This is a genomic window from Streptomyces sp. NPDC031121 (assembly GCF_055570615.1).
On record NZ_JBVIGV010000001.1, the window covers coordinates 511,261 to 532,523 of the forward strand.

Genomic DNA, 21,263 nt, shown 5'->3' on the forward strand with positions numbered 1-21,263 from the left:
GCTTCTAGGCCGAACTGCGTTTGCGCTGGGTCGTCTTCTTCGCCGCCGTCGTCTTCTTGGCCGCCGTCTTCGCGGTCGACTTCGTGGCGGACGCCTTCGGTTCGGACGCCTTGGCCGTCGACTTCCTCGACGTCGACTTGCGTGCCTTCGCGGTGGCCGACTCGGCGCGGGAGGCCGTCGACTTCTTGCCGCCGACCGCCTTCGGGGCCGCCGGCGCCGTCTTGCGGGTGCGCTTCATCGGTGTGACGTCCGCGTCCTCCTGCCGGGTGCCCTCGCGGGAGGCCTTGGCCGCCTGCACGCTCTTCTCCAGCGCCGCCATCAGGTCGATGACCTTGCCGCCCGCCGGCTCCACCTCCGCCTCCGACGGCGGTTCGAACGCGCCGCCCGACTTCGCCTCGATCAGCGCCTCGACCGCCTCCCGGTACTCGTCCTTCAGGGACGACATCTCCACCTCGCCCAGCGTCGCCATCAGCGCGTCCGCCAGGTCCAGCTCCGCGTCCCGGACCGCCACGGTCGACTCGGGCGCCACTCCCTCCGGCCGGCGGATCTCGTCCGGCCACAGCAGGCCGTGCATGGCGATCACGTCGTCCACCACGCGCAGCATCCCGAGGCGCTCGCGGCCGCGCAGGGCGAACTTGGCGATCGCGACGCGCCGACTGCGCTTGAGGGCCTCGCGCAGGAGGGTGTACGGCTTGGCGGCCGTCGCGCCGTTCGCCGCCAGGTAGTAGGCCGCATCCATCTGGAGGGGGTCGATCTCGTCCGCCGGGACGAAGGAGACGATCTCGATCGTCTTCGCCGTGGAGATCGGCAGCCGGGCCAGGTCCTCGTCGGTGATCGGGATGATCGAGCCGTCCGCCTCCTCGTAGCCCTTGCCGATCTCGCCGCCCGACAGCTCCTCGCCGTCCAGCTCGCACACCTTGCGGTAGCGGACCCGCCCGCCGTCGGCCAGATGGATCTGGCGGAACGAGATCGAATGGCTCTCGGTGGCGTTCACCAGCTTGATCGGGATGCTGACCAGGCCGAAGGAGATGGCGCCGTTCCAGATGGATCGCACGGTTCCTCCCGTTTCGTGGCAATCTCATCGTATGACGCCGATCACCATGGTGGAGGGGCGCCGCATCTCGCTCAGCAACCTGGACAAGGTCATCCACCCCGAGACCGGCTTCACCAAGGGCGAGGTGCTGCACTACTACGCCACCGTCGCGAAGTACCTGCTGCCCCACATCTGCGACCGGCCGGTCTCCTTCCTGCGCTATCCGGACGGCCCCGAGGGGCAGCTCTTCTTCACGAAGAACCCGCCGCCCGGTACGCCCGAATGGGTGAGAACCGCGCCGGTGCCCCGGTCCGACGACCCTTCCGCCGAGCAGGTCGTCGTCTCCGACCTGCCCTCCTTGATGTGGGCGGCCAACCTCGTCGTGGAGTTCCACGTCCCGCAGTGGACCGCCGGCAGCCCCGGCATCGCCAACCGCCTCATCCTCGATCTCGACCCAGGCCCGCCCGCCACCGTCGTCGAGTGCTGCGCGGCCGCGGTGTGGCTGCGGGAACGGCTCGCCGCCGACGGGCTGCGGGCCTGCCCCAAGACGTCCGGGTCCAAGGGGCTGCACCTGTCCGTGCCGCTCGAACCCGTCCCGTCGGAGCAGGTGTCGGCGTACGCCAAGGCCCTGGCCCAGGAGGCGGAGCGGGCCCTGCCGGACCTCGTCGTGCACCGCATGTCCAAAGCGCTGCGCCCCGGGAAGGTCTTCGTCGACCACAGCCAGAACGCCGCCGCCAAGACCACGGCCGCCCCGTACACGCTGCGGGCCCGGGCCCGGCCGACCGTGTCCGCGCCCGTCTCGTGGAGCGAGGTGGAAGGCTGCCGCAGCCCCGCGGACCTGGTGTTCCTCGCCGACGACATCCTGCCCAGGATCGAACGGGACGGTGACCTGTCCGCGGTGCTCCTCGACCCCGCCGACGCCCACCGGCTGCCGGGAGCCCGGCCGTGATCCGCGTCGCCCTCGCCGCGTCCGTCCGCACCCTGCCGCGGGGCGCGGGGCTCGCGTACGAGCCGAAGTTCGACGGGCACCGGCTCGTCGTGATCAGGAACCCGGAGGGCGTCGTGCTCCAGGCGCGGTCCGGTCGCACCGTCAGCGCTGCGTTCCCCGACCTCGTCGCGGCCGCGCTGCGGCTGCCCGCCGACACCGTGCTGGACGGGGAAGTCGTCGTCTGGAGCGCCGGGCGCACCGACTTCGCCCTCGTCCAGCGGCGGGCCTCCGCGCCGACCGCCGCCCGGGCCGCCGTGCTCGCGCAGCGCCACCCCGCCTCGTACGCGGCGTTCGACGTCCTGGAACTCGCCGGGCTCGACGTACGGGCCCGGCCCTACGAGCGGCGGCGCGCCCTCCTCGTCGACCTGCTGCTGCCCCTCGGGCCGCCCCTGCAGCCCGTTCCGATGACCACCGACCCGGAACTGGCCGCCACCTGGTACGAGACGCTGCCCGCCAGCGGCATCGAGGGGCTCGTGGTCAAACGGCTCGACCAGCCCTACCCGGCGGGGCGGCGGGGGTGGCAGAAGCTGCGGCACACGGAGGTGCGGGACGCCGCCGTCGTCGGCTACACGGGGACGGCGCGCAGGCCGAAGGCGCTGGTGCTCGTGCTGCCCGTGGGGGAGGAGACGCCCGTGGTCTCCAGCCCGCTGTCCGCCGGATTGCGCGGGGAACTCGCAGCCGCACTCGCCGCCCGGGGCGCCGAGGCCCCCGCGGTGCGTACGGCCACCGCCGCCGGGGTGGGGGACGTCCCGTACCGGGTGCTCGATCCGCCGCTGGCGGCCGAGGTGCGGCACACCTCCACCCGGCACCCGCCGCCCGAAGTGCTGCGGCTGCGGACACCGCTCTGACCCGCGCCGCGGCGGCGGCACGGGTCAGAGCGGTCCGGCCGGTCAGGCGTGGGCGCCGCGGCCCGAGTCCGGCGGGGAGCCCGGCTGCGGGTGCGGGCCCGGCCCCTCCGTGCGCCGGTAGCCCGACTCCCGGCGCTTGCGGACCTCGTCCGGGTGCTCGGATTCCGTCGAGCCGAAGTTCCCGTAGCCCTGCATCTCGTGCGGGCGCAGACCGCCCTCCGGGATGTCCACGGGATCGCGCTCCTCGCGAACCTCGTGCACCGCCCCGCCCTCCGGCAGGTGCGGCTGGCTCTCGGCCTCCGGCGGCGGCGGCTCCTTGGCCCGGACCCGCTGCCCCAGCTTGAAGCCGGCCAGCAGGAAGCCGACGATCAGGAGGCCGACGAAAAAGAACCAGACGATGTCGCTGAGAGTCGCGTCGACCGCGAGGTAGCTCAGAGTCGTTTCCATGTGAGTCATTTTCCCGGATTTCTGGTGATTCACCCCGGGGGAAAATATTCCCGCCGATCCGAATGCCCTCCGAACGGCGGGGTATGCGCCGCGGGCCATCGCCCCCGTCGCCCACGGAGAGGAGCCGGGCATGCCCCGCGGATCGTCCCCCAAGCGCGAGCGCCAGTACGAGCACATCAAGGAGAGCGCCGAGGAGCGCGGGGTCCCCGAGGCCCGGGCCAAGGAGATCGCCGCCCGCACCGTCAACAAGGTCCGCGCCCAGGAAGGCGAGGCCAAGACGGCCAGCAGGCTGTCCCTGGAGGACATGTCCCCCTCGCGGCGCGGCGGCCTGCACTCCCACGAGGGAGCGCAGGGGCCGACGTACGCGCAGCTGTACGAGGAGGCCCGGCGCCGCAACGTCCGCGGCCGCTCTGACATGAACAAGGCGCAGCTCAAGCGGGCCCTCGGGAAGTAACCGTCAGCGGAGGGGGCCGTCCGTGTCGCGCAGGGGGCGGACGCCGCGCCCGGCGAGCACGGCGAGGATCTCCGCGCAGATCGCGAGGGCCGTCTCGGCGGGTGTACGGGCCCCGAGGTCCAGGCCGATCGGCCCGTGCACCCGCGCCAGCTCCGCCTCCGGCACCCCCGCGGCCTGAAGGCCCTCGCGGCGCCGGGCCGTCGTCTTCCGCGAGCCCAGCGCGCCCACGTACGGAACGCCCAGCGCCAGCGCCGCCCGGATGACCGGAACATCGAACTCCGGATCGTGGCTCAGCATCACCAGGCACGCCGCGTCCCGCCGCGCCGCCAGCAGCTCCCCCGCCTCCGCCGCGCCCGTGACGCACTCCGCCTCCCAGCCCAGCAGCCGCGCCTGCGCCCCGATCACCTCCGCGAGCTCCCCGCCGCCGCCGACCACCAGGTGCGGCGCCGACGGGAACGCCTCCACCAGCACCAGCCCCGACTGCCCGTACAGGGCGTCCCGGCCCGGGCGGCGCGCCGCCAGCAGCTCACCGGCCCGCCGTACGGCATCGTCCGCGGGCGCGTCCGCGGCGCCCACCACCTCGCTGACCGCCTCGTCCGCCCGCTCGTTCAGCCGCGTCACCAGCGCCACCCCGGCGCCCCGCCCCAGCAGCTCCCACCACCGCGCCGGCACCGACGCCAGCGGCTGCAGCAGGATCTCCGCCCGCCCGCCGCAGGTCAGCCCCGCCGCGGCCGCGCCCTCCGCGCCGACCGACACCTCACACACCCGGGCCGTGCCCCCGGCCCGCCACGCCGCCGCCTCGGCCACCAGCTCGGCGTCGAAGACGCCCCCGTACAGCGAGCCCGCACACTCCCCGCGGGCGTCCACCAGCAGCGCCCCGGCCGGCTCCCGCGGGCCGAACCCCTCCTCGGCCACCGGGCGGGCCAGGAACGCGGCCCGCCCCTCGGCCGTCCACCGCCGCGCCGTCTCCACCAGTCCGCGCATCGCGCTGCTCCCTCCGCGCCGCCGGAGCGCCGCCGTCACCGGGCCGCCGATGCCTGCCGCGGCGGCCCCACCGCCAAGCTACGCACGCCGCCCGCCCCCACCCATCCGCCGAACCCACAGACCGGCGGGCCCGCCCTCGTACGGACCACCGGGCCGGCGGCACTTGCGGATCGCCCGCCGATGGGGTTCCGTCGAAAGGGAGAGGCCAGCGAGGACCACGTGCTGTTCACCGACCGCGACGACGCGGGACGACGACTCGCCGAAACGCTCCGGGCGTACGCGGCGGAGGACCCCGTTGTCCTCGGCCTCCCCCGGGGCGGCGTCCCCGTCGCCTACCACGCGGCCCGCGCCCTCGGCGCCCCCCTCGACGTGGTCGTCGTCCGCAAGCTCGGGGTGCCGTACCAGCGGGAGCTGGCGTTCGGGGCCATCGGCGAGGGCGGCGTCCGCGTCATCAGCGACGACATCGTCCGCCTCGGCCGGATCAGCGAGGCGGACATCGCCCGCGTCGAACGCGCCGAACAGGACGAGCTCCGCCGACGCGCGGACCGCTTCCGCTCCGGCCGCGCCCGCATCCCCCTCGACGGCCGCACCGCGATCGTCGTCGACGACGGCATCGCGACGGGCGCCACCGCGGCCGCCGCCTGCCGCGTCGTACGCGCCCAGGGCGCCCGCCGCGTCGTGATGGCGGCGCCGGTGGCCGCACCCGACGCGGTGGCCCGACTCGCGGAGGTCGCCGACGAGGTGGTCACCCTGTCGGCGCCGCCCGCCTTCTCCGCGGTGGGCCAGTGGTACCGCGACTTCGACCAGACCCCGGACGACACCGTCGTCGCCCTCCTGAACCGGGCGGCGGCCGAAAGGACCGGCGAAGCATGAGGCAGCAGACCGACCCGGCCCCGGTGGTGATCGACGCGGCGGGCCTCCCGCTGGAAGGCGATCTGGCCGTCCCGCCCGACGCCCGCGCGGTCGTCCTCTTCGCCCACGGCTCCGGCAGCAGCCGCCACAGCCCCCGCAACCGGCAGGTCGCCGAAGCCCTCGGCCGCGCCGGCCTCGGCACCCTCCTGTTCGACCTCCTCACCCCGCAGGAGGAACGCAACCGCGCCCACGTCTTCGACATCCCCACCCTGGCGAGCCGCCTCACCGCCGCGACGACCTGGCTGCGCGCCCGGCAGGGAACCCCGCCCTCCCTGGCGTACTTCGGGGCGAGCACGGGCGCAGCCGCAGCCCTGACGGCAGCCGCCGCCCCGGACTCCCCGGTCTACGCGGTGGTCTCCCGCGGCGGCCGCCCGGACCTCGCCGACAACCTCCCCGCGGTCCGCGCCCCCACCCTCCTGATCGTCGGCGGCGACGACACCCAGGTCCTCGCCCTGAACCGCGAGGCCCAGTCCCACCTCCGGTGCGAAAACCGCCTGGAGGTGGTGGAGGGCGCAACCCACCTCTTCGAGGAACCGGGCGCCCTGGAGGAGGTCTCCACGCTGGCCACAAGGTGGCTCACCACCCACCTCCCCCCGACAACCCCCTGAAGCCACCCGCTCGCGGTCCGGACGCCGAACGGGATCGGCCATGTGGCTGAAATCCCGCTCAAACAAGGGTTGTTAGGGTAATCATTCGAATTTCGTATGTCAGGGGGAGGACTGCGATGACGTTCGACAAGGAATGGGCGGCCGCCAAGCAGAGCGTCGCCACGGCGAGCGGCTCGACACACGACCTGGTCGTCACGCAGGACGACCTGGGCGCCGTCGGACACGAGGCGTTCGTCGTCCACGGTGAACTGCGCAAGAAGGCGGACATCGCCGGCACGGGGGCGACCGGCAGGGCCGCGACCGAGTGCTCCGCCAAGAACCTGACGATGGGGTCCGAGCTGTCGGTGACCCTCTCCACGTGGGACTCGCAGGTCAAGACGGTGCTGCAGATGTACGCGCACATCTCCAACCACCTCGACTACTCCAAGCAGGCCCACGCGCGCGACGACGAAGCCATCGCAGCCAGCATGCGCCACCGCGACGGCTCCGCGCTGTCCGTCTCCGAGATCCAGAGGTACGTCAAGTGACCCTCACCTGGACGGACCTCATCACGCTCGACCTGGCCAAGCTGAACGAAGCCGCCGCGGAGTGGAAGACGGCGGCAGAGGAGCTCACCAAGCTGCACGGCACCGTGCGCGACGGCCTGGTGAAGAAGTCGGAGGCGGCCCGCTGGGCAGGGGTCAACGCCTCCGTCACCCGCGAGTTCGTCCGCAGCGCGGCGAAGGAGGTGGACGACCTCCGGCGGGAGGCCAAGAGCGTCCACGCGGTCCTCGCGGACGCCTACGAGGAGCTGACGCGGATCCAGAAGCAGGCGAAGAGCCTGGCCGACGAGGCGCGGGCGGGCAACCCGGACCGCGGCAACGACGAGCCGGACCCGGGACTGCTGGTCTCGGACGGTGGCGGCGGCAAGGTCCGCGTACAAGCGCCCCTCTGCGAGGTGCAAGGCCCCAGCCAGCGCACCCAGGACATGATCCGCTGGTACGCCGACACGCTCACCGGGCTGGTCACCCATGCAGCCGAAGTGGACGCCGCGGTCACCTGAGCCCTCCGCGCCTCCCACGGCGGCGACGCACACAACGCCGGCCACACCGAGTACACCTCGCTCGACCAGGACCAGCTGCCGCGGGCCATGAAGCTGGCCGCACTGGGCGAGGATGCCAAGGCCGCCCAGCGGGCCGAGCTGCGCAGACTCTGGCAGTCCCTCAGCCCCGATGCCCGCGCCCAGCTGTGGACCGCCCATCGGGACGACCTGCTCGCCGCCGGACTCTTCAACCCGACGGTCAAACAGGTATCGGCCGACCGCGGATCAGGCAGGCACGGAGCAGAGGAGGCCGGCTGGGACGAATGGAAGACCAGGATGATGATGCAAGGCCTTGTCATGGGCGCGGAGGGGAAGGGCTTGAATGATGCTGCCCGTCACATGAAGCACTACCTGGAGAACACGGGGATCCCGAGGGAACTTCCGGTCGACAGGATGCTTTCCGACGACAGCGGCTTCCAAGACCACGTGAACAAGGTGTTCCTGCGGGACAACGAGCCCGAGTGGCGGAAGGAGGCACTTGCGGCGTACGAGAAGAACGGTGGCCGCCCGGTTGCCCTCCCGGTCGAGACGCACAGTGAAGATTACTCCTTTCCCCAGGTCACGGAACCCAACTGGTATTACGCAGTGGGCTCTGCTCGGTCGAACGTGACGGGAGTGGTGACAGTCGTACCAGGCGCCGACGGCAAGCCCGTGGTCGATCTCGAATACCAGGTCAATGTCTGGGATCGGTACAACTGGGATACGGGGAAGGGTGTAACCATCGGAGAGCAGGGGATACCGGACGCCCAGCCCGGCCGACAGCACGTGGTCGGTCTGGCTCAGGAGTTCAACATGGCGGGAAGTAGTTCGGTCAAACACTACGAACCGGGTGTCGGGGCGCCGGTGCCCACCACCGACGACCCTGGACGGGTCGGCGAGCGCAGCGACCCTGGTCGCCATGCCCGCGACGGCGACGGAGAGATCGACCGGTGAACAGGCAGGAGACCACCTCGACCGGGTCAGCTGAGCAGAAGCGGCTACGTCGGCGGCGATTTGTCTTCGGCGTGTGGCTGTTCACCGGCATGTGCATTCTCGGTGTTCTTGGCATGTTCGTGGTGCCCGGGTACCTCTTTTTCACTCCCACCGAGGAACAGAAGAACTGCTGCTGGGTGGAAAACGCCACACCCAAGTGGACGGCGGACCTGCTCGGCATCCGACTGCCGGAGACGGCCTCCGACCTGCGCTCCGGGCTTCACACCAACATGCAGTACGACGTCGCGCTGCTCGCCTTCACTGTCCCCAGCGCGGAGGCCGACCGCCTCCTGCAGCCGCTCAGGCGCGAAGGCAGCCAGATGGTTGCCAACGAGAACCCGAAAGAACCGGGCTTCACCCGCGGCGACGGCTTCTCCCACCTGGGTCTGCCCGAACCGGAGACCTTCGCCGAGGGAGTGCGCTTCACGAGCGTCTGCCCGCTCAGGGCCGATACACCCGAGAGCAAAGCGCTCCGGATGTGCGCGAAGGTCTACGCACACGAGTTCCAGCCGGGCACCACCCGCCTCTATCTCCGCGCCGACAGCGAAGCCCCCCTCAAGAAGCCGCCGGCCTGACCGGGGCGCCGCACCGCCCCGGCCGCTGCTCAGGCGCCGCCGCTGCCCAGGGACGGGATGTCGACGACCGCCACGTCGATGCCCTGGGCGCGCAGCGCGCGGGCTGCCTGCAGGAGGGACACCTGGGCGAAGGTGAACAGGTTCGCCGTCGTGAGGGCCTTGCCGCTCTTGAGTGAGATGGCGTAGACGACCCTTCTGGGGGTGAACTCCTCGCCCAGGGGATGCCCCGGGCTGCGCTCCCGTACGCGGCGGACGAACGCGGCGCGTGCCTCCGCGTCGAAGCGCAGGGCCTCGGCGGAGACCCTGCCCTGCGCGAAGAGGTGGCTCAGCGGCGCCGAGGAGTCGGCCCTCTTGACGTGGATCAGGGTCCCGTCCGCGGCGAGCAGGTCGGCGGCCTCGAAGCCGCGCGGATGCCGGGCGGTCCTGATCAGCCGACGATCCAGGCAGACGTATCCGTGCTTCGCTGCCTCCAGGTTGTACGCCTCCTCGGTCGCGAGGTCGGTCGTCCAGGCCGGCAGGGGGCAGCCGGCCGGTGCGGTGAGCAGGGTGTCCACCTCGCTCCGGATGCCCTCCAGGTAGCGGTCCCCGATCTCGAACCAGCGTCCCTCGTGGTGGAAGTAGCGGCTGGTGCCGAGCGCGATCTCGGCGGTGATCCACTTGCGGGCCTTCACCTGGGCGCTGACGGGATCGGAGCCCTCCTCGTCCCGGTGCATCTGTATGTGGCCCGCGGACAGGGCCTCCAGGCGCTCACCGGGCGGGACGCCGTCGAGCAGTTCCAGGATGTCGCCGATGGACGGCGAGGGCATGAGGCGGCGGACCGGACCCAGCTTCACCCGGTAGGAGAGCGCGGCGTCCTCCTGGTCGAGGCAGGCCGCGGGGACGGCCAGGGCCAGTGATCCGGTGTCCGCGGAGGCGCCGAGCAGGTCGTCGAGGCGGGCCTCCAGGACGCTGCGGCGCGGGTCCCCGCTCTTGAGCGGCCGGACGCGGGCGATGGCTTCGAACTCCGGTGCGGGGGACCGCCGGGCGAGGATCTCCCGCACCTGCGCGAGGTCTCGGAGCAGGTCCTCGGGCTGCGCGCCCAGGTGGATCTTCAAGGCATCCGTGCCGGCTGCCTGAGCCGTTCGGCGGCCGTTCCTGCGGTGCTTGCCGATCGTGAGTTCCGTCTCGCGCAGGACGCCGACCAGCCGGCTCACCACTTCTCCGTACTCCTCGATGGGGAAGGCCCGGATGTGCTGGCCCTGGGCGGCCGAGCTCCGGTCCGTACGGCCCCGGGCGTCCATCAGGCTGTGTGTGACCTGGCGGACGGCGTCGGGCTGGGCGGCGCGCAGGACGAAGTCGAGGCCGAAGCCGGGGGAGATCCGGCTCTGGTCGAGGAGGAGGTGTCCCATGCCGAAGGTGAGGGCGAAGACGTCGTCGGCAACGGGGAGGAGCAGCGCGCACGCCGAGGTCAGGTTCTCGACGGACGGCTTCCGCCCGGTGAGGGTGTGCACGGCCGAGGTCCAGTCGGGCGGCCGGTGGCTGCCGATCACGCCGTGGCAGAGGAGCGCGGGGACGCCGGCGGTGGCCACCTCCTCGACGACGAAGGAGTGGTCGTGCTCGTACCGGGCGTTGAGAGCGGCGCGCAGGGCCGCGGGGGACGTGCCTGTGTCCCTGAGCAGGTAGAGGGTGCTGCGCCGGGTACCGGGCACGGCGGTGGTGGAGGCGGGGGCTGCGGCTGACGTGGGCGGCATGGGAACTCCTGGAAGGGGCGAAGGGGGCCTTGGTGGACGGCATTCAGTAAAGGGTTCGGTGAAAGCACTGTCAATCACTAAACGATGTACCGATCGTGGTGTAGTGTGTGAACTGTTCGCCCACAGGAGAGGTGCCGCCCGGCCATGCCCGAGACAACAGCCCACGTGACAGCCGCGGAGATCTCCCGTATCGCCGGTGTCACCCGGGCCACCGTCAGCAACTGGCGCCGGCGGCACGCTGACTTCCCCGTCCCGTCCGGCGGCACCGATACCAGTCCGCTGTACGACCTCGCGGCGGTCCGGTCCTGGCTCGGCTCGCGTGGCCACACGCAGGTCGCGGACCCCCGGGAGGAGCTGCGGACCGCGATCCGCTTCCAGCCGTCGGACTCGGACCGGACGACCGCCGGCATCGGCTTCGTCCTCACGCTCGCCCGCCGCTCCCCGGACGGGACGGCGGCGTTCGCCGACCTCGCGGACGACGAGCTCGCCGCCCGCGCCTCCGAAGAGGTGGCCGAGCTCCTCGCCTCGCTTCCCGGGCCGACCCCCGCGCATCCGCTGTTCTCCGCGTCCGACGGCGCGACCCTGCGGGCGCTCCTCCGCTGCGTACGTGAGGAAGGCGGCCAGGCAGCGCTCGCCGTGCTGGCGGAAAGGGAACTGGAGGACAGCGCCGCCACCGGCGTCCACGGAACCCCCGAGCCCCTGGCGCGGCTGGTCGCGGGGCTGCTCCCGGACGGGGCCGCACGGGTCCTGGACCCGGCCTGCGGCGGCGGGACGCTGCTGGCGGCCGCCGCAGGGCGCGGCGCCACCGCTCTCCTCGGCCAGGACGCCGTACCCGTGCAGGCCCAGCGCGCCGCGGTCGGCCTGAGCCTCGCCGCGCCGCGGGCCGAGGTCGCCGTACGTCTCGGGGACAGCCTGCGCGCGGACGCCTTCGACGGCCAGACCGCGGACGCGGTGGTCTGCAACCCGCCGTACGGGGACCGCGACTGGGGCCACGACGAGCTCGCCTACGACCCGCGCTGGGCGTACGGGCTGCCGGGCCGGTCGGAATCCGAGCTCGCCTGGGTGCAGCACTGCCTCGCCCACCTGGTCCCCGGCGGTCGGGCCGTGCTCGTCCTGCCGCCCGCCACCGCATCCCGCCCCTCCGGCCGCCGCATCCGGGCCGAGCTCGTACGCGGCGGCGCCGTGCGGGCCGTCCTGGCGCTGCCGGCCGGGGCGGCGCCGCCGCTGCACGTCGGCCTGCACCTGTGGGTCCTGAGCCGGCCCGAGCCGGGCGGCCCGCAGCGGAAGTCGGTGCTGTTCGTCGACGCGGCGGGCTCGCCCTCGCCAGGTAATGGGGGACAGGCGACGGGCTCACCGCGCACGGGTTCCTCCCGCGCCCCGATCGACTGGGCCGGCCTCACGGCGCGGACGCTCGCGCACTGGGAGGCGTTCACCGCCGACCCGGACCGCTTCCCGGCCGAGCCCGGCACCGCACGCGCGGTGCCGGTCGTCGACCTCCTCGACGACCTCGTCGACCTCACCCCGGCCCGCCAGGTCCGCATCTCCCGCACGGACGTCGACCCCGCCGAGCTGGCCACGCGCACGGAGACGGGCCGCCGCGAGCTGACCGCCGCCGCCCGCTCCCTCCTCGACGCTGCGGACCACACTGGCTGGACCGCACCCGACGGCGGATCGGCCCGACAGTGGCGCACGGCCACAGCGTCCGACCTCGCCCGCGGCGGGGCGCTGACCCTGCTGCGCACCGTCCCGGAGGCCAAGGGTCCGGAAGCGGAACCGGGAGGGGGCGCCTCCGAACCGGCGCCGCCGGTCCTCACGGGGGCCGACATCGCGCGGGGGACGGGCCCGACCGGCGACCCGGCCGAGCTGCGTGCCGCGGCCCCCGCGCCCGTGATCGCCGTCGGCGACGTCCTCGTACGGGCGATCGCGGGCGGTACCGGCCCGATGGCCCGGGTCGCGGACGAAGCGGACGCGGGCGCACTCCTCGGCCCCCAGGTCCACCTCCTGCGGCCGGACCCGGCCCGCCTGGACTCCTGGTTCCTGGCAGGTTTCATCGGCTCGGAGGAGAATATCGCGGGCGCCTCCACCGGCAGCACCGTCCTGCACGTGGCCCCGGGCCGGCTGCGGGTCCCACTGCTGCCCTTGGAGGAGCAGCGCCGCTACGGCGAGGCCTTCCGCCACGTCCACGCACTCCGCGCGCGGGCCCGGCATGCCGCACTCCTCGCGGAGGAGACCGCGGCCCTGCTGACGGGCGGCCTCACAGGCGGGGCGCTCCTCCCGGCGAAGGCTCCGGCCGACGCCCTGGCGGATACCGGCCGCTCGGCTTGAACCGCACCCGAACTTCTCACGCATCCACCACACTTGGCCGCACCCGCTCCGGTTGGGCGGGACGGTCCGTAAGGAAATCCGGGGAACCCTTTGAACAGCAGTAAGCACACGGAACTGGCGAACCACGCCTGGTCCGTCGCCGACCTCCTGCGCGGCGACTACAAGCAGTCCGACTACGGCAAGGTCATCCTGCCGTTCACGGTGCTGCGCCGGCTGGAGTGTGTCCTGGAGCCGACCCGGGACAAGGTCGCGGAGACCGCAGCCCGGTACAAGGACCAGCCGGACATCGATCCGGACTACTGGCTGCGCAAGGCGTCGGGCCACTCGTTCTACAACAAGAGCGACCTGACCCTGAAGAAGATCGCGGGCGACCCGAAGAACGCCGCGAAGAACCTCCAGATCTACGTCGCGGCCTTTTCGGACAACGCCCGCGAGGTCCTCGACAAGTACGAGTTCGCCCAGCAGATCAAGCGGCTCGACGGCGCCGACCTGCTGTACAAGGTGATCGGCAGGTTCACCGACCTGGACCTCCACCCGGAGGTCGTGTCCAACCACAACATGGGCTACATCTTCGAGGAGCTGATCCGCCGCTTCGCGGAGCAGTCCAACGAGACGGCGGGTGAGCACTTCACCCCCCGCGAGGTCATCAAGCTCATGGTCAACCTGCTGATCGCGCCCGACGGGGACGCGCTCACGGTCCCGGGGGCGGTCCGCACGGTCATGGACCCGGCATGCGGCACCGGCGGCATGCTGTCGGCGGCCGAGGACCACATCCTGTCCCTGAATCCGGACGCCACGGTGGAGGTCTACGGCCAGGAGCTCAACCCCGAGTCCTGGGCCATCTGCCGATCCGACCTGATGATCAAGGGCCAGGACCCGGAACACATCGCGTTCGGCAACTCCTTCTCCGACCCCGCGCACCGCCGCGAGAAGTTCGACTACCTCCTGGCCAACCCGCCGTTCGGCGTGGAGTGGAAGAAGGTCAAGGACGAGGTCGAGTACGAGCACAAGCACATGGGCGAGGCCGGCCGCTTCGCCGCGGGCCTGCCGCGCATCAACGACGGCTCGCTCCTCTTCCTCCAGCACATGATCTCGATGATGAAGCCGGTGGACGCCAAGGGCGGCGGCGGCTCCCGCATCGCCATCGTCTTCAACGGCTCCCCGCTCTTCACCGGCGCCGCCGGCTCGGGTGAGTCCGAGATCCGCCGCTGGATCCTGGAGAACGACTGGCTTGAGGGCATCGTCGCCCTCCCGGACCAGCTCTTCTACAACACGGGCATCTCCACGTACTTCTGGATCCTCACCAACCGCAAGTCCCCGGACCACAAGGGCAAGGTCGTCCTGCTGGACGCCCGCGACCAGTTCCAGAAGATGCGCAAGTCGCTCGGCGACAAGCGCAAGGAACTGGGCAAGGAGCACATCAAGGACGTGACGCGCCTGTACGCGGAGGCCGTCCAGGCCGCGGCGGACCCGAACCACGAGCTCCACGCCAAGGTCAAGGTCTTCGACAACGAGGCGTTCGGCTACCAGCGCATCACCGTCGAGCGCCCGCTGAAGCTCCGCTTCGAGGTCACCGAGGAGACGCTCACGGCCCTGGCTGCGGCGAAGCCGATCCAGAAGCTTGCGGACGCGGAGGCGTTCGTGGCCGCCGTCCGCACGCTGCTGGGCTCGTCGTGGTCGAAGAAGTCCGATGCGCTGGTGGCCCTGAAGGACGCGGTGGTGGCGGCCGGCCTGCTATGGCCGACGGGCGCGCCGTTCGCGAAGGCGCTGCGGGACACGATCGGCGTCCGCGACCCCGAGGGCGAGGTACAGAAGGTCAAGGGCGAGCCGGAACCGGACACGGAGCTGCGGGACTACGAGAACGTCCCGCTGGGCGAGGACGTCGAGGACTACCTGAAGCGCGAGGTCCACCCGCACTTCCGGGACGCGTGGATCGACCACACGAAGACGAAGATCGGCTACGAGATCCCGTTCACGCGCCACTTCTACGTGTACGAACCGCCGAGGCCGCTGGCAGAGATCGACGCGGAGTTGAAGGCGTTGGAGGCGGAAATTCGGGCGCTGCTGGGTGAGGTGACGCAGTGAGCGACGCGTTTGCTGGGGTGCCGTCTGCTTGGGGTAGGACTCGATTGGATCGGGTTGCCACGGTCAATGCGCGCATTGGATGGAAGGCGCTTACCGCAGCCGAATATCAGACAGACGGGTACACGTTCCTCGCTACGCCCAACATTAAGAGTCGGGAAATCGACTTCGACAACGTGAACTACATCTCCGAGTTCCGTTACTTGGAGTCTCCCGAGCTTAAGCTGCGGACGGGTGATGTGCTTCTGGCCAAGGATGGTAACACGCTCGGTATCGTGAACATTGTGCAGCAGTTGCCTCGCGAGGCCACCGTGAACGGTTCGATTGCGGTACTGCGAACCTCTGTAATGGAACCCCGATTTCTCAGGTATGTGATTGCGAGCAGCCCAATTCAGTCACACATCGAATCGGTCAAAGATGGGATGGGTGTACCGCATCTCTTCCAGAGGGATATCAAGCGCTTTCCGTTGCCGGAGCCGCCGCTGGCGGAACAGTGTCGCATTGCCGACTTCCTCGATGGCGAGACCACCCGCATCGACGCTCTCGTCGCCAAGCGGAGTGAGATGAGCGATCTGCTCGCTTTGAAGAGGGAGCGTGTGATTGATGTTGCTCTCGGTCTGGAATATGGAAGCCACGTCCATGACATGGTCCCGCTCAAGTATCTGGTGGCCGGGATCACGGTTGGCATCGTCATTACGCCAGCCAAGTGGTACGTGGAGTCTGGTGGGACACCCGCCTTGCGTGGACTGAACGTTCGGCCGGGGGCCATTGATAGCGGCGATCTCGTACGGATTAGCGCCGAGGGGGACGCGGAGAACGTGAAGTCTCGGTTGAAGGCAGGTGACGTGGTCGTGGTGCGCACGGGTCAGGCGGGTGCGGCGGCAGTCGTTCCGCCGCACTTGGCCGGTGCTAACTGCATCGATCTCATTGTGGTGCGTCCAGGTAGGAGTATGGCGCCTGGCTACCTCGAGTATGTCCTGAACTCTCGGTACGCCCAAGCGCACGTATCGGAGCACGCGGTCGGCAGCATCCAGGCGCACTTCAACATCGGGTCTATGAAGAAGATCCCGGTCCCCTCGCTGCCACTTGCCCGGCAGGAAGAGATCGTGACGATGCTTGACGAGCGAGTCGCTGCGCTCGATGCATTGCAAGACAAGCTCCAGTACCAGGGGCAGGTCCTCGTCGAGCGCCGCCAGGCGCTCATTACCGCCGCCGTAACCGGCCAGTTCGACGTCTCCACCGCCAGCGGGCGCAACGTAACGGAGGGAATCACCGCATGAGCCCCGGTCCGGTCCACCACGAGTCCGCGTTCGGTGAAGCCATAGTCACAGCCATGACCGCGCGCGGCTGGCGCGAGGTCAGTCCCGCCGGCTATCAGCCGGACCTTGGGCTGGACACTCAGGAACTCTTCGAGTTCATCGGGGAGACCCAGGCCGAGGAGTGGCGCGAGCTGCGCACCGTCTACGGCGACGCCAACGAGGCGCAGCGCGGGTTCGCGCGCCGGCTCGACCAGGCCATCGCCAGCGACGGGCTGTTGCACGTCCTCCGAAATGGTGTCAAGGATCGCGGGGTCCTGCTCCGCGTCGCCTACTTCAAGCCGAACCTCGTCCCCGACGACTCCGTCCTCGACGGCTACCGGGCCAACCGCCTCACCGTCGTCCGCGAGCTGCCGTACGCCACGAAGCAGCTCGACTGGAACAACCGCCTCGACCTGACCCTGTTCCTCAACGGCATCCCCGTCGCCACCGCCGAGCTGAAGAACCCGCTCACCGGTCAGGGCGTCGAGCACGCCAAGGAGCAGTACCGGACCGACCGCGACCCCACCGAGTTGATTTTCACTCGCCGGGTCGTCGCGAACTTCGCCGTGGACCCCGACCTGGTCTTCGTCGCGACCGCGCTCAAGGGCAAGAACACCCGCTTCCTGCCCTTCAACACCGGCTCCGAGGGCCCCGGCCGCCCCGGCGGCGCCGGCAACCCCGCCCCCACCGCATACGGCCAGTACGCGACCTCCTACCTCTGGGAGCAGGTCTGGGAGCGGAACAACTGGCTGGACCTCCTCCAGCGCTTCGTCCACCAGCAGAAGTCCAAGACGCCCGGCGGTGGCACCACCCGCACCACGATCTTCCCGCGCTACCACCAGTGGGACGTGGTCAAGAAGCTGACCGCCCACGCCGCCACCCACGGTGCCGGCCAGAACTACTTGATCATGGCCTCGGCCGGATCCGGCAAGTCCAACACCATCGGCTGGCTCGTCCACCGCCTCTCCGACCTGCACGCGGACAACGACCCCCGCACGCTGAACACCGAGGCCCTGTCCGCGGGCTTCATCAAGCCGGGGGCACCCGTCTTCGACAAGGTGATCGTCATCACCGACCGCCGGAACCTCGACGCCCAGCTGCGCGAGACGGTCGGCAGCTTCTCCCAGACCGACGGCCTGGTCGTCAAGATCGACGAGAAGCACGGAGCCAAGAGCGAGCAGCTCGCCCGAGCCCTCTCCCGCGACACCGGCAAGATCGTCACGGTCACCCTGCACTCGTTCCCCGCGCTCCTGGACTACCTCAAGCGCAACCCGACCGAGATCAAGGGCACCACCTTCGCGATCGTCATCGACGAAGCCCACTCCTCCCAGTCCGGCGACGCGGCGACCTCCGTCCGCGCCGCCCTCCGCGAACTCGGCCTCGACTCCGACTCCGAGGACGCCGGCGCGACCAGCGTCACCGTCACCGACAAGCTCAAGAAGAAGGCCCTCGAACGCTCCCGGGCCGCCAATCTCTCCTACTTCGCCTTCACCGCCACCCCCAAGTCGAAGACCCTCGAACTTTTCGGGACCCCGGACCAGGTGAACGGCAAGGCCGCGTTCCGCCCCTTCCACACGTACTCCATGCGCCAGGCCATCGAGGAAGGCTTCATCCTCGACCCGCTGCGCAACTACGTCACGTACAACACGTACTGGAAGCTGGTGAACCAGAACCACGACGAGCGCGAGGTCGACCCCGCCAAGGCGAACTCGCTCCTCGCCCGGTACGTGCTCACCCACGACTCGACCGTCTCCCAGCACGCCCAGGTGATCGTCGAGCACTTCGTCGCCCACACCCGGGGCCGGCTCGGCGGACGCGCCAAGGCCATGGTCGTGACCGCCTCCCGGCATTCCGCCGTGCAGATGTCCCGTGCCATCAAGAGCTACATCCAGGACCGCGACTACCACACCCGGTACCCGGACCTGGGCGTCCTGGTCGCCTTCTCCGGCTCCCTCACCATCGACGGCGAGGAGACCACCGAGCCGAAGGAGAACGGGGGCCTCTCCGAGACCGCCCTGCCCAAGGCGTTCGGCTACACCCGCGCCGACGACAAGGCGGTCAGGGCCGGAGCGAAGGGGCAGCAGGAGTTCCGCATCCTCGTCGTCGCCGAGAAGTACCAGACCGGCTTCGACCAGCCCCTCTTGACGACCATGTACGTCAACAAGAAGCTCACCGGCATCTCGGCCGTGCAGACCCTCTCGCGTCTGAACCGCACCGCCGAACGCAAGGCGCAGGCCGACCTCGCCGTCCTCGACTTCGCCAACGAGGCCGAGGACATCAAGGAGGCCTTCCGCCCGTACTTCGAGGAGGCGAACACCCTCCCCTCGGACCCCAACCTGCTCTACACCGCCCAGAGCCGGGTCATGTCCGCGCCGATCATCTCCGAGACGGAGATGGACGAGTTCGCGGCCGCCTACTTCGAGGCCAAGGAGAAGGCCGCCGGGTCACCGGCCAAGTGGGAGAAGCTGCACGCCGAGCTCTACCGCCACCTCTCCCCGGCCGTCGCGCGCTACGAGGCCCTGCGCGACAACGACGAGGACGAGGACGACGTCGCCACGGCCGAGGACTTCCGCGCCGACCTGAACGACTACGTCCGCAAGTACGGCTTCCTCGCCCAGATCGTGCCCTACCACGACCCCGACCTGGAGCGGCTGCACCTCTACGGCCGCTACCTCCTCACCCGGCTGCGCGGCCGCATGGACGGCGGTGTGGACATCGGCGACGTGGACCTCAGCCACCTGCGCGTGCAGAAGACCGGGGAGCACGACGTCTCCCTCAGCCCGGAAGGGCCCGCGATGATGCCCGGCTTCGGCGAGGGACCGGGCGGAGCCAAGGAGGCCGAGAAGTCGCTCCTGTCCGAGCTGATCGAGAAGTTCAACGCCAAGTTCGGCACGGACTTCACCGACAAGGACATCATCCGGCCCTTCGAGGAGACCACCGAGGACCCCAAGGTCCGCGCGGCGGCCGTCGTCAACGACGAGGAGAACTTCGGGAAGGTCTTCGACAAGGTCTTCGCGGACAAGATGGCCGACCACATCGAGTCCATGGCCGGCCTGGGCCGCCAGTACTTCGGCGCCGACCGGAACTTCAAGTCCAGCCTCGACCGCAGCGCCCGCCGCGCCGCGTGGCGGATGATCCGCCGCGAGGAGGGCGTGGACGACGCCGCGTAGCTCCTCGTGCGTGGCGGGGCCCGCGTACACCTCGCCGGTGTACGCGGGCCCCGCGCCGCGTCAGGCCGTGGGTCCGGCCGCCGCCAGCTCCACGAACCCGGCCCACGCCTCGGACCCGACGGTCAGCACGGGCCCGCCAAGCCGCTTGGAGTCCCGGACGTGCACACGGCTGGGCGTCGCGGCCACCTCGATGCAGTCGCCGCCTTCGGCGCCGCTGTAGCTGCTCTTGAACCAGGCGAGCGCCGCCTGTGCAGGTGAGGTCTCTGCGGTGCTCATAGCTCCCCCAGCAACTTCTCGATGAATTCCGTGGTCTCTCGCGGACTGAGAGCCTGGCTCCGAATGATCCCATAGCGGGCGGAGGCTAACCGTGCCTCCTCCCGGTCAGTCAGCAGGCTGCTCCGTCCCTGGACTTCCATGTACATCAGTTGCTGCCCGCCCTTGCGGGTGATCACGGTGAAGGGGCCATCCACACCGGCGTTGTCCTCGCGGTCGAGCGGCATGACCTGGATCTCCACGTTGCGCTTCTGGCCGATGACCAGCAGGTGTTCCAGTTGCCCGCGCAGGACCGCCTTGCCGCCCAAGGGTCGGCGTAGAACCGACTCCTCCATCACGAAGCTCAGCAACGGGGCCGGCCATCGGTTGAAGATCTCGTGGCGGGCCAGCCGGGCCGCCACACGTGTCTCGATGGTCTCCTCATCGAGCAGCGGGCGCCGCATGCTCAGCACCGCCCGTGTGTACTCCTCAGTCTGCAACAGGCCCTTGACGACCAGAGTGTCGTAGGAGCACAGTTCCACTGCCTCCGCCTCCAGGCGCGCCATGTCCCGGAAGAACGCCGGATACTGCGCCCGAGCCACCTCCTCCTTCAGCGCCTTCAGCACCCCACCCGCGTCCAGCACCTCGTCCGACCGGTCGATGAACCTCGGCGGTGGGATGCGCCGCCCCTGCTCGAACGAGGCGATGGACTGGGCCGCGTACCCCACCAGCTTCCCGAACTCCGCCCGTTCCAGCCCGGCCCGGGTCCGGAACAGCTTCAGCTGCCGCCCGAACGCCGTGACGACCCCCTGCCCCGGCTCGTCCTCCGGTCGCTGCCCCGCCTGCCCCGCCTGCTCCGCCGATTCCGGTTCGGCTCCCGCGTCATCGTCCCGCAACGCCGCCACCCTTCCACGCACGTACACCGCGCCGCTCGCCCGCGTACAAGCCGCACGCGACGGCGCGTCACCCATGGTCACGCTACGCCACCGCGGCCCACCGTGGAGCCATGACGAGCAACCCCGCCACCCCCACCCCGCCCACGGCCCCCACCCGCCACCTGGAGCTCCGGCTCAGCCCCACGCCGCGCGGCGCCCGCCTCGCCCGCCGGCTCTGCGCGGAGCGCCTGCACGCCTGGGGGATCCCGTACGGAACCGAGGCCCACGAGGCGGTCAGCCTCCTCGTGGCCGAGCTCTGTACGAACGCCGTCCGCCACGGCCGGGTGCGCGGACGCGACTTCCACCTGCGGCTCACCGTTGCCGTGCAGCCAGCCACCGCAGTGCGGATCGAGGTGACCGACACCCGCGGCGAGCGGACGCCCGAACCGGCACCGCAGCTCCCCGGGCCGGACAGCACCGACGGGCGTGGACTGCTCCTCGTCGACGCACTCGCCGACCGGTGGGGCTGGGGGCCGCGTCCCTGCGGGGCGCCCGGCAAGGTCGTGTGGGCCGAATACGGCGGGCCGAGCCACCCCGCACAGACGGTTCTCGGCCAGATCTGACGCACC

At 70.8% G+C, this 21,263-nt stretch carries 18 protein-coding genes and 1 pseudogene; 13 read left to right on the plus strand and 6 right to left on the minus strand.

Annotated features, from left to right (window positions below; genetic code table 11):
* Positions 1-4: 4 nt before the first annotated feature.
* The gene (gene ku / locus ACZ462_RS02415; RefSeq protein ID WP_467802560.1) at positions 5-1,054 is read right to left on the minus strand and encodes a non-homologous end joining protein Ku; all 1,050 of its coding nucleotides are present in this window, start codon (positions 1,052-1,054) and stop codon (positions 5-7) included.
* Between the two features lie 31 nt (positions 1,055-1,085).
* Here ku and ligD point away from each other — a divergent pair, with 31 nt between their 5' ends.
* Positions 1,086-1,982, plus strand: a complete 897-nt coding sequence (gene ligD / locus ACZ462_RS02420) for a non-homologous end-joining DNA ligase (protein WP_467802562.1) — start codon at positions 1,086-1,088, stop codon at positions 1,980-1,982.
* Positions 1,982-2,869 carry an ATP-dependent DNA ligase gene (locus ACZ462_RS02425; RefSeq protein WP_467802873.1) on the plus strand — a complete coding sequence of 296 codons (888 nt, stop codon included), beginning with the start codon at positions 1,982-1,984 and terminating at the stop codon, positions 2,867-2,869. Before ligD ends, ACZ462_RS02425 begins: the two co-directional genes overlap by 1 nt.
* Positions 2,870-2,911: 42 nt before the next feature.
* Here ACZ462_RS02425 and ACZ462_RS02430 read toward each other — a convergent pair whose 3' ends face one another.
* The gene (locus ACZ462_RS02430; RefSeq protein WP_467802564.1) at positions 2,912-3,316 is read right to left on the minus strand and encodes a DUF6479 family protein; all 405 of its coding nucleotides are present in this window, start codon (positions 3,314-3,316) and stop codon (positions 2,912-2,914) included.
* 130 nt (positions 3,317-3,446) lie between these two features.
* Here ACZ462_RS02430 and ACZ462_RS02435 point away from each other — a divergent pair, with 130 nt between their 5' ends.
* Positions 3,447-3,770 (plus strand): plasmid stabilization protein, encoded by a 324-nt coding sequence (locus tag ACZ462_RS02435; protein ID WP_467802565.1) that lies wholly within the window; start codon positions 3,447-3,449, stop codon positions 3,768-3,770.
* 3 nt (positions 3,771-3,773) lie between these two features.
* On the opposite strand, the gene ACZ462_RS02440 is transcribed toward ACZ462_RS02435, so the two are convergent.
* Complete coding sequence (locus ACZ462_RS02440; protein ID WP_467802567.1) at positions 3,774-4,754, minus strand: XdhC family protein; 981 nt, start codon at positions 4,752-4,754, stop codon at positions 3,774-3,776.
* Between the two features lie 219 nt (positions 4,755-4,973).
* Here ACZ462_RS02440 and ACZ462_RS02445 point away from each other — a divergent pair.
* From ACZ462_RS02445 to ACZ462_RS02465, 5 genes and pseudogenes are all read left to right on the plus strand, one after another.
* Positions 4,974-6,274 (plus strand): annotated as a pseudogene (locus tag ACZ462_RS02445) (phosphoribosyltransferase family protein).
* A gap of 116 nt (positions 6,275-6,390) precedes the next feature.
* A complete protein-coding gene (locus ACZ462_RS02450; RefSeq protein WP_467802569.1) occupies positions 6,391-6,801 on the plus strand; it encodes a hypothetical protein in 411 nt (136 codons plus the stop codon).
* The gene (locus ACZ462_RS02455; RefSeq protein ID WP_467802570.1) at positions 6,798-7,316 is read left to right on the plus strand and encodes a hypothetical protein; all 519 of its coding nucleotides are present in this window, start codon (positions 6,798-6,800) and stop codon (positions 7,314-7,316) included. The genes ACZ462_RS02450 and ACZ462_RS02455 overlap by 4 nt, the downstream gene beginning before the upstream one ends.
* Before the next feature lie 87 nt (positions 7,317-7,403).
* Positions 7,404-8,288 carry a hypothetical protein gene (locus ACZ462_RS02460; RefSeq protein WP_467802572.1) on the plus strand — a complete coding sequence of 295 codons (885 nt, stop codon included), beginning with the start codon at positions 7,404-7,406 and terminating at the stop codon, positions 8,286-8,288.
* Positions 8,285-8,902, plus strand: coding sequence for a hypothetical protein (locus tag ACZ462_RS02465; protein WP_467802574.1), 618 nt, complete (start codon positions 8,285-8,287; stop codon positions 8,900-8,902). Before ACZ462_RS02460 ends, ACZ462_RS02465 begins: the two co-directional genes overlap by 4 nt.
* A gap of 29 nt (positions 8,903-8,931) precedes the next feature.
* On the opposite strand, the gene ACZ462_RS02470 is transcribed toward ACZ462_RS02465, so the two are convergent.
* Entirely contained in the window at positions 8,932-10,632 is a 1,701-nt protein-coding gene (locus ACZ462_RS02470) for a DUF6119 family protein (RefSeq protein WP_467802575.1), read from the minus strand.
* Positions 10,633-10,776: 144 nt separating this feature from the next.
* Here ACZ462_RS02470 and ACZ462_RS02475 point away from each other — a divergent pair, with 144 nt between their 5' ends.
* From ACZ462_RS02475 to ACZ462_RS02490, 4 genes are all read left to right on the plus strand, one after another.
* Positions 10,777-12,957, plus strand: a complete 2,181-nt coding sequence (locus ACZ462_RS02475) for an N-6 DNA methylase (protein WP_467802576.1) — start codon at positions 10,777-10,779, stop codon at positions 12,955-12,957.
* Positions 12,958-13,047: 90 nt separating this feature from the next.
* Positions 13,048-15,042 carry a type I restriction-modification system subunit M gene (locus ACZ462_RS02480; RefSeq protein ID WP_467802578.1) on the plus strand — a complete coding sequence of 665 codons (1,995 nt, stop codon included), beginning with the start codon at positions 13,048-13,050 and terminating at the stop codon, positions 15,040-15,042.
* Complete coding sequence (locus tag ACZ462_RS02485; RefSeq protein ID WP_467802579.1) at positions 15,039-16,319, plus strand: restriction endonuclease subunit S; 1,281 nt, start codon at positions 15,039-15,041, stop codon at positions 16,317-16,319. Before ACZ462_RS02480 ends, ACZ462_RS02485 begins: the two co-directional genes overlap by 4 nt.
* On the plus strand, positions 16,316-19,507 hold the full coding sequence (locus ACZ462_RS02490) for a type I restriction endonuclease subunit R (RefSeq protein ID WP_467802580.1): 3,192 nt from the start codon (positions 16,316-16,318) through the stop codon (positions 19,505-19,507). The genes ACZ462_RS02485 and ACZ462_RS02490 overlap by 4 nt, the downstream gene beginning before the upstream one ends.
* Positions 19,508-19,567: 60 nt before the next feature.
* Here the strand turns inward: ACZ462_RS02490 and ACZ462_RS02495 are convergent, their stop codons facing one another.
* Together ACZ462_RS02495 and ACZ462_RS02500 are read right to left on the minus strand one after the other, a co-directional pair.
* A complete protein-coding gene (locus tag ACZ462_RS02495; RefSeq protein WP_467802581.1) occupies positions 19,568-19,783 on the minus strand; it encodes a DUF397 domain-containing protein in 216 nt (71 codons plus the stop codon).
* Positions 19,780-20,655, minus strand: coding sequence for a helix-turn-helix domain-containing protein (locus ACZ462_RS02500; RefSeq protein WP_467802875.1), 876 nt, complete (start codon positions 20,653-20,655; stop codon positions 19,780-19,782). The genes ACZ462_RS02495 and ACZ462_RS02500 overlap by 4 nt, the downstream gene beginning before the upstream one ends.
* Before the next feature lie 110 nt (positions 20,656-20,765).
* Here ACZ462_RS02500 and ACZ462_RS02505 point away from each other — a divergent pair, with 110 nt between their 5' ends.
* The gene (locus tag ACZ462_RS02505) at positions 20,766-21,257 is read left to right on the plus strand and encodes an ATP-binding protein (protein WP_467802583.1); all 492 of its coding nucleotides are present in this window, start codon (positions 20,766-20,768) and stop codon (positions 21,255-21,257) included.
* The last annotated feature ends 6 nt before the right edge of the window (positions 21,258-21,263 follow it).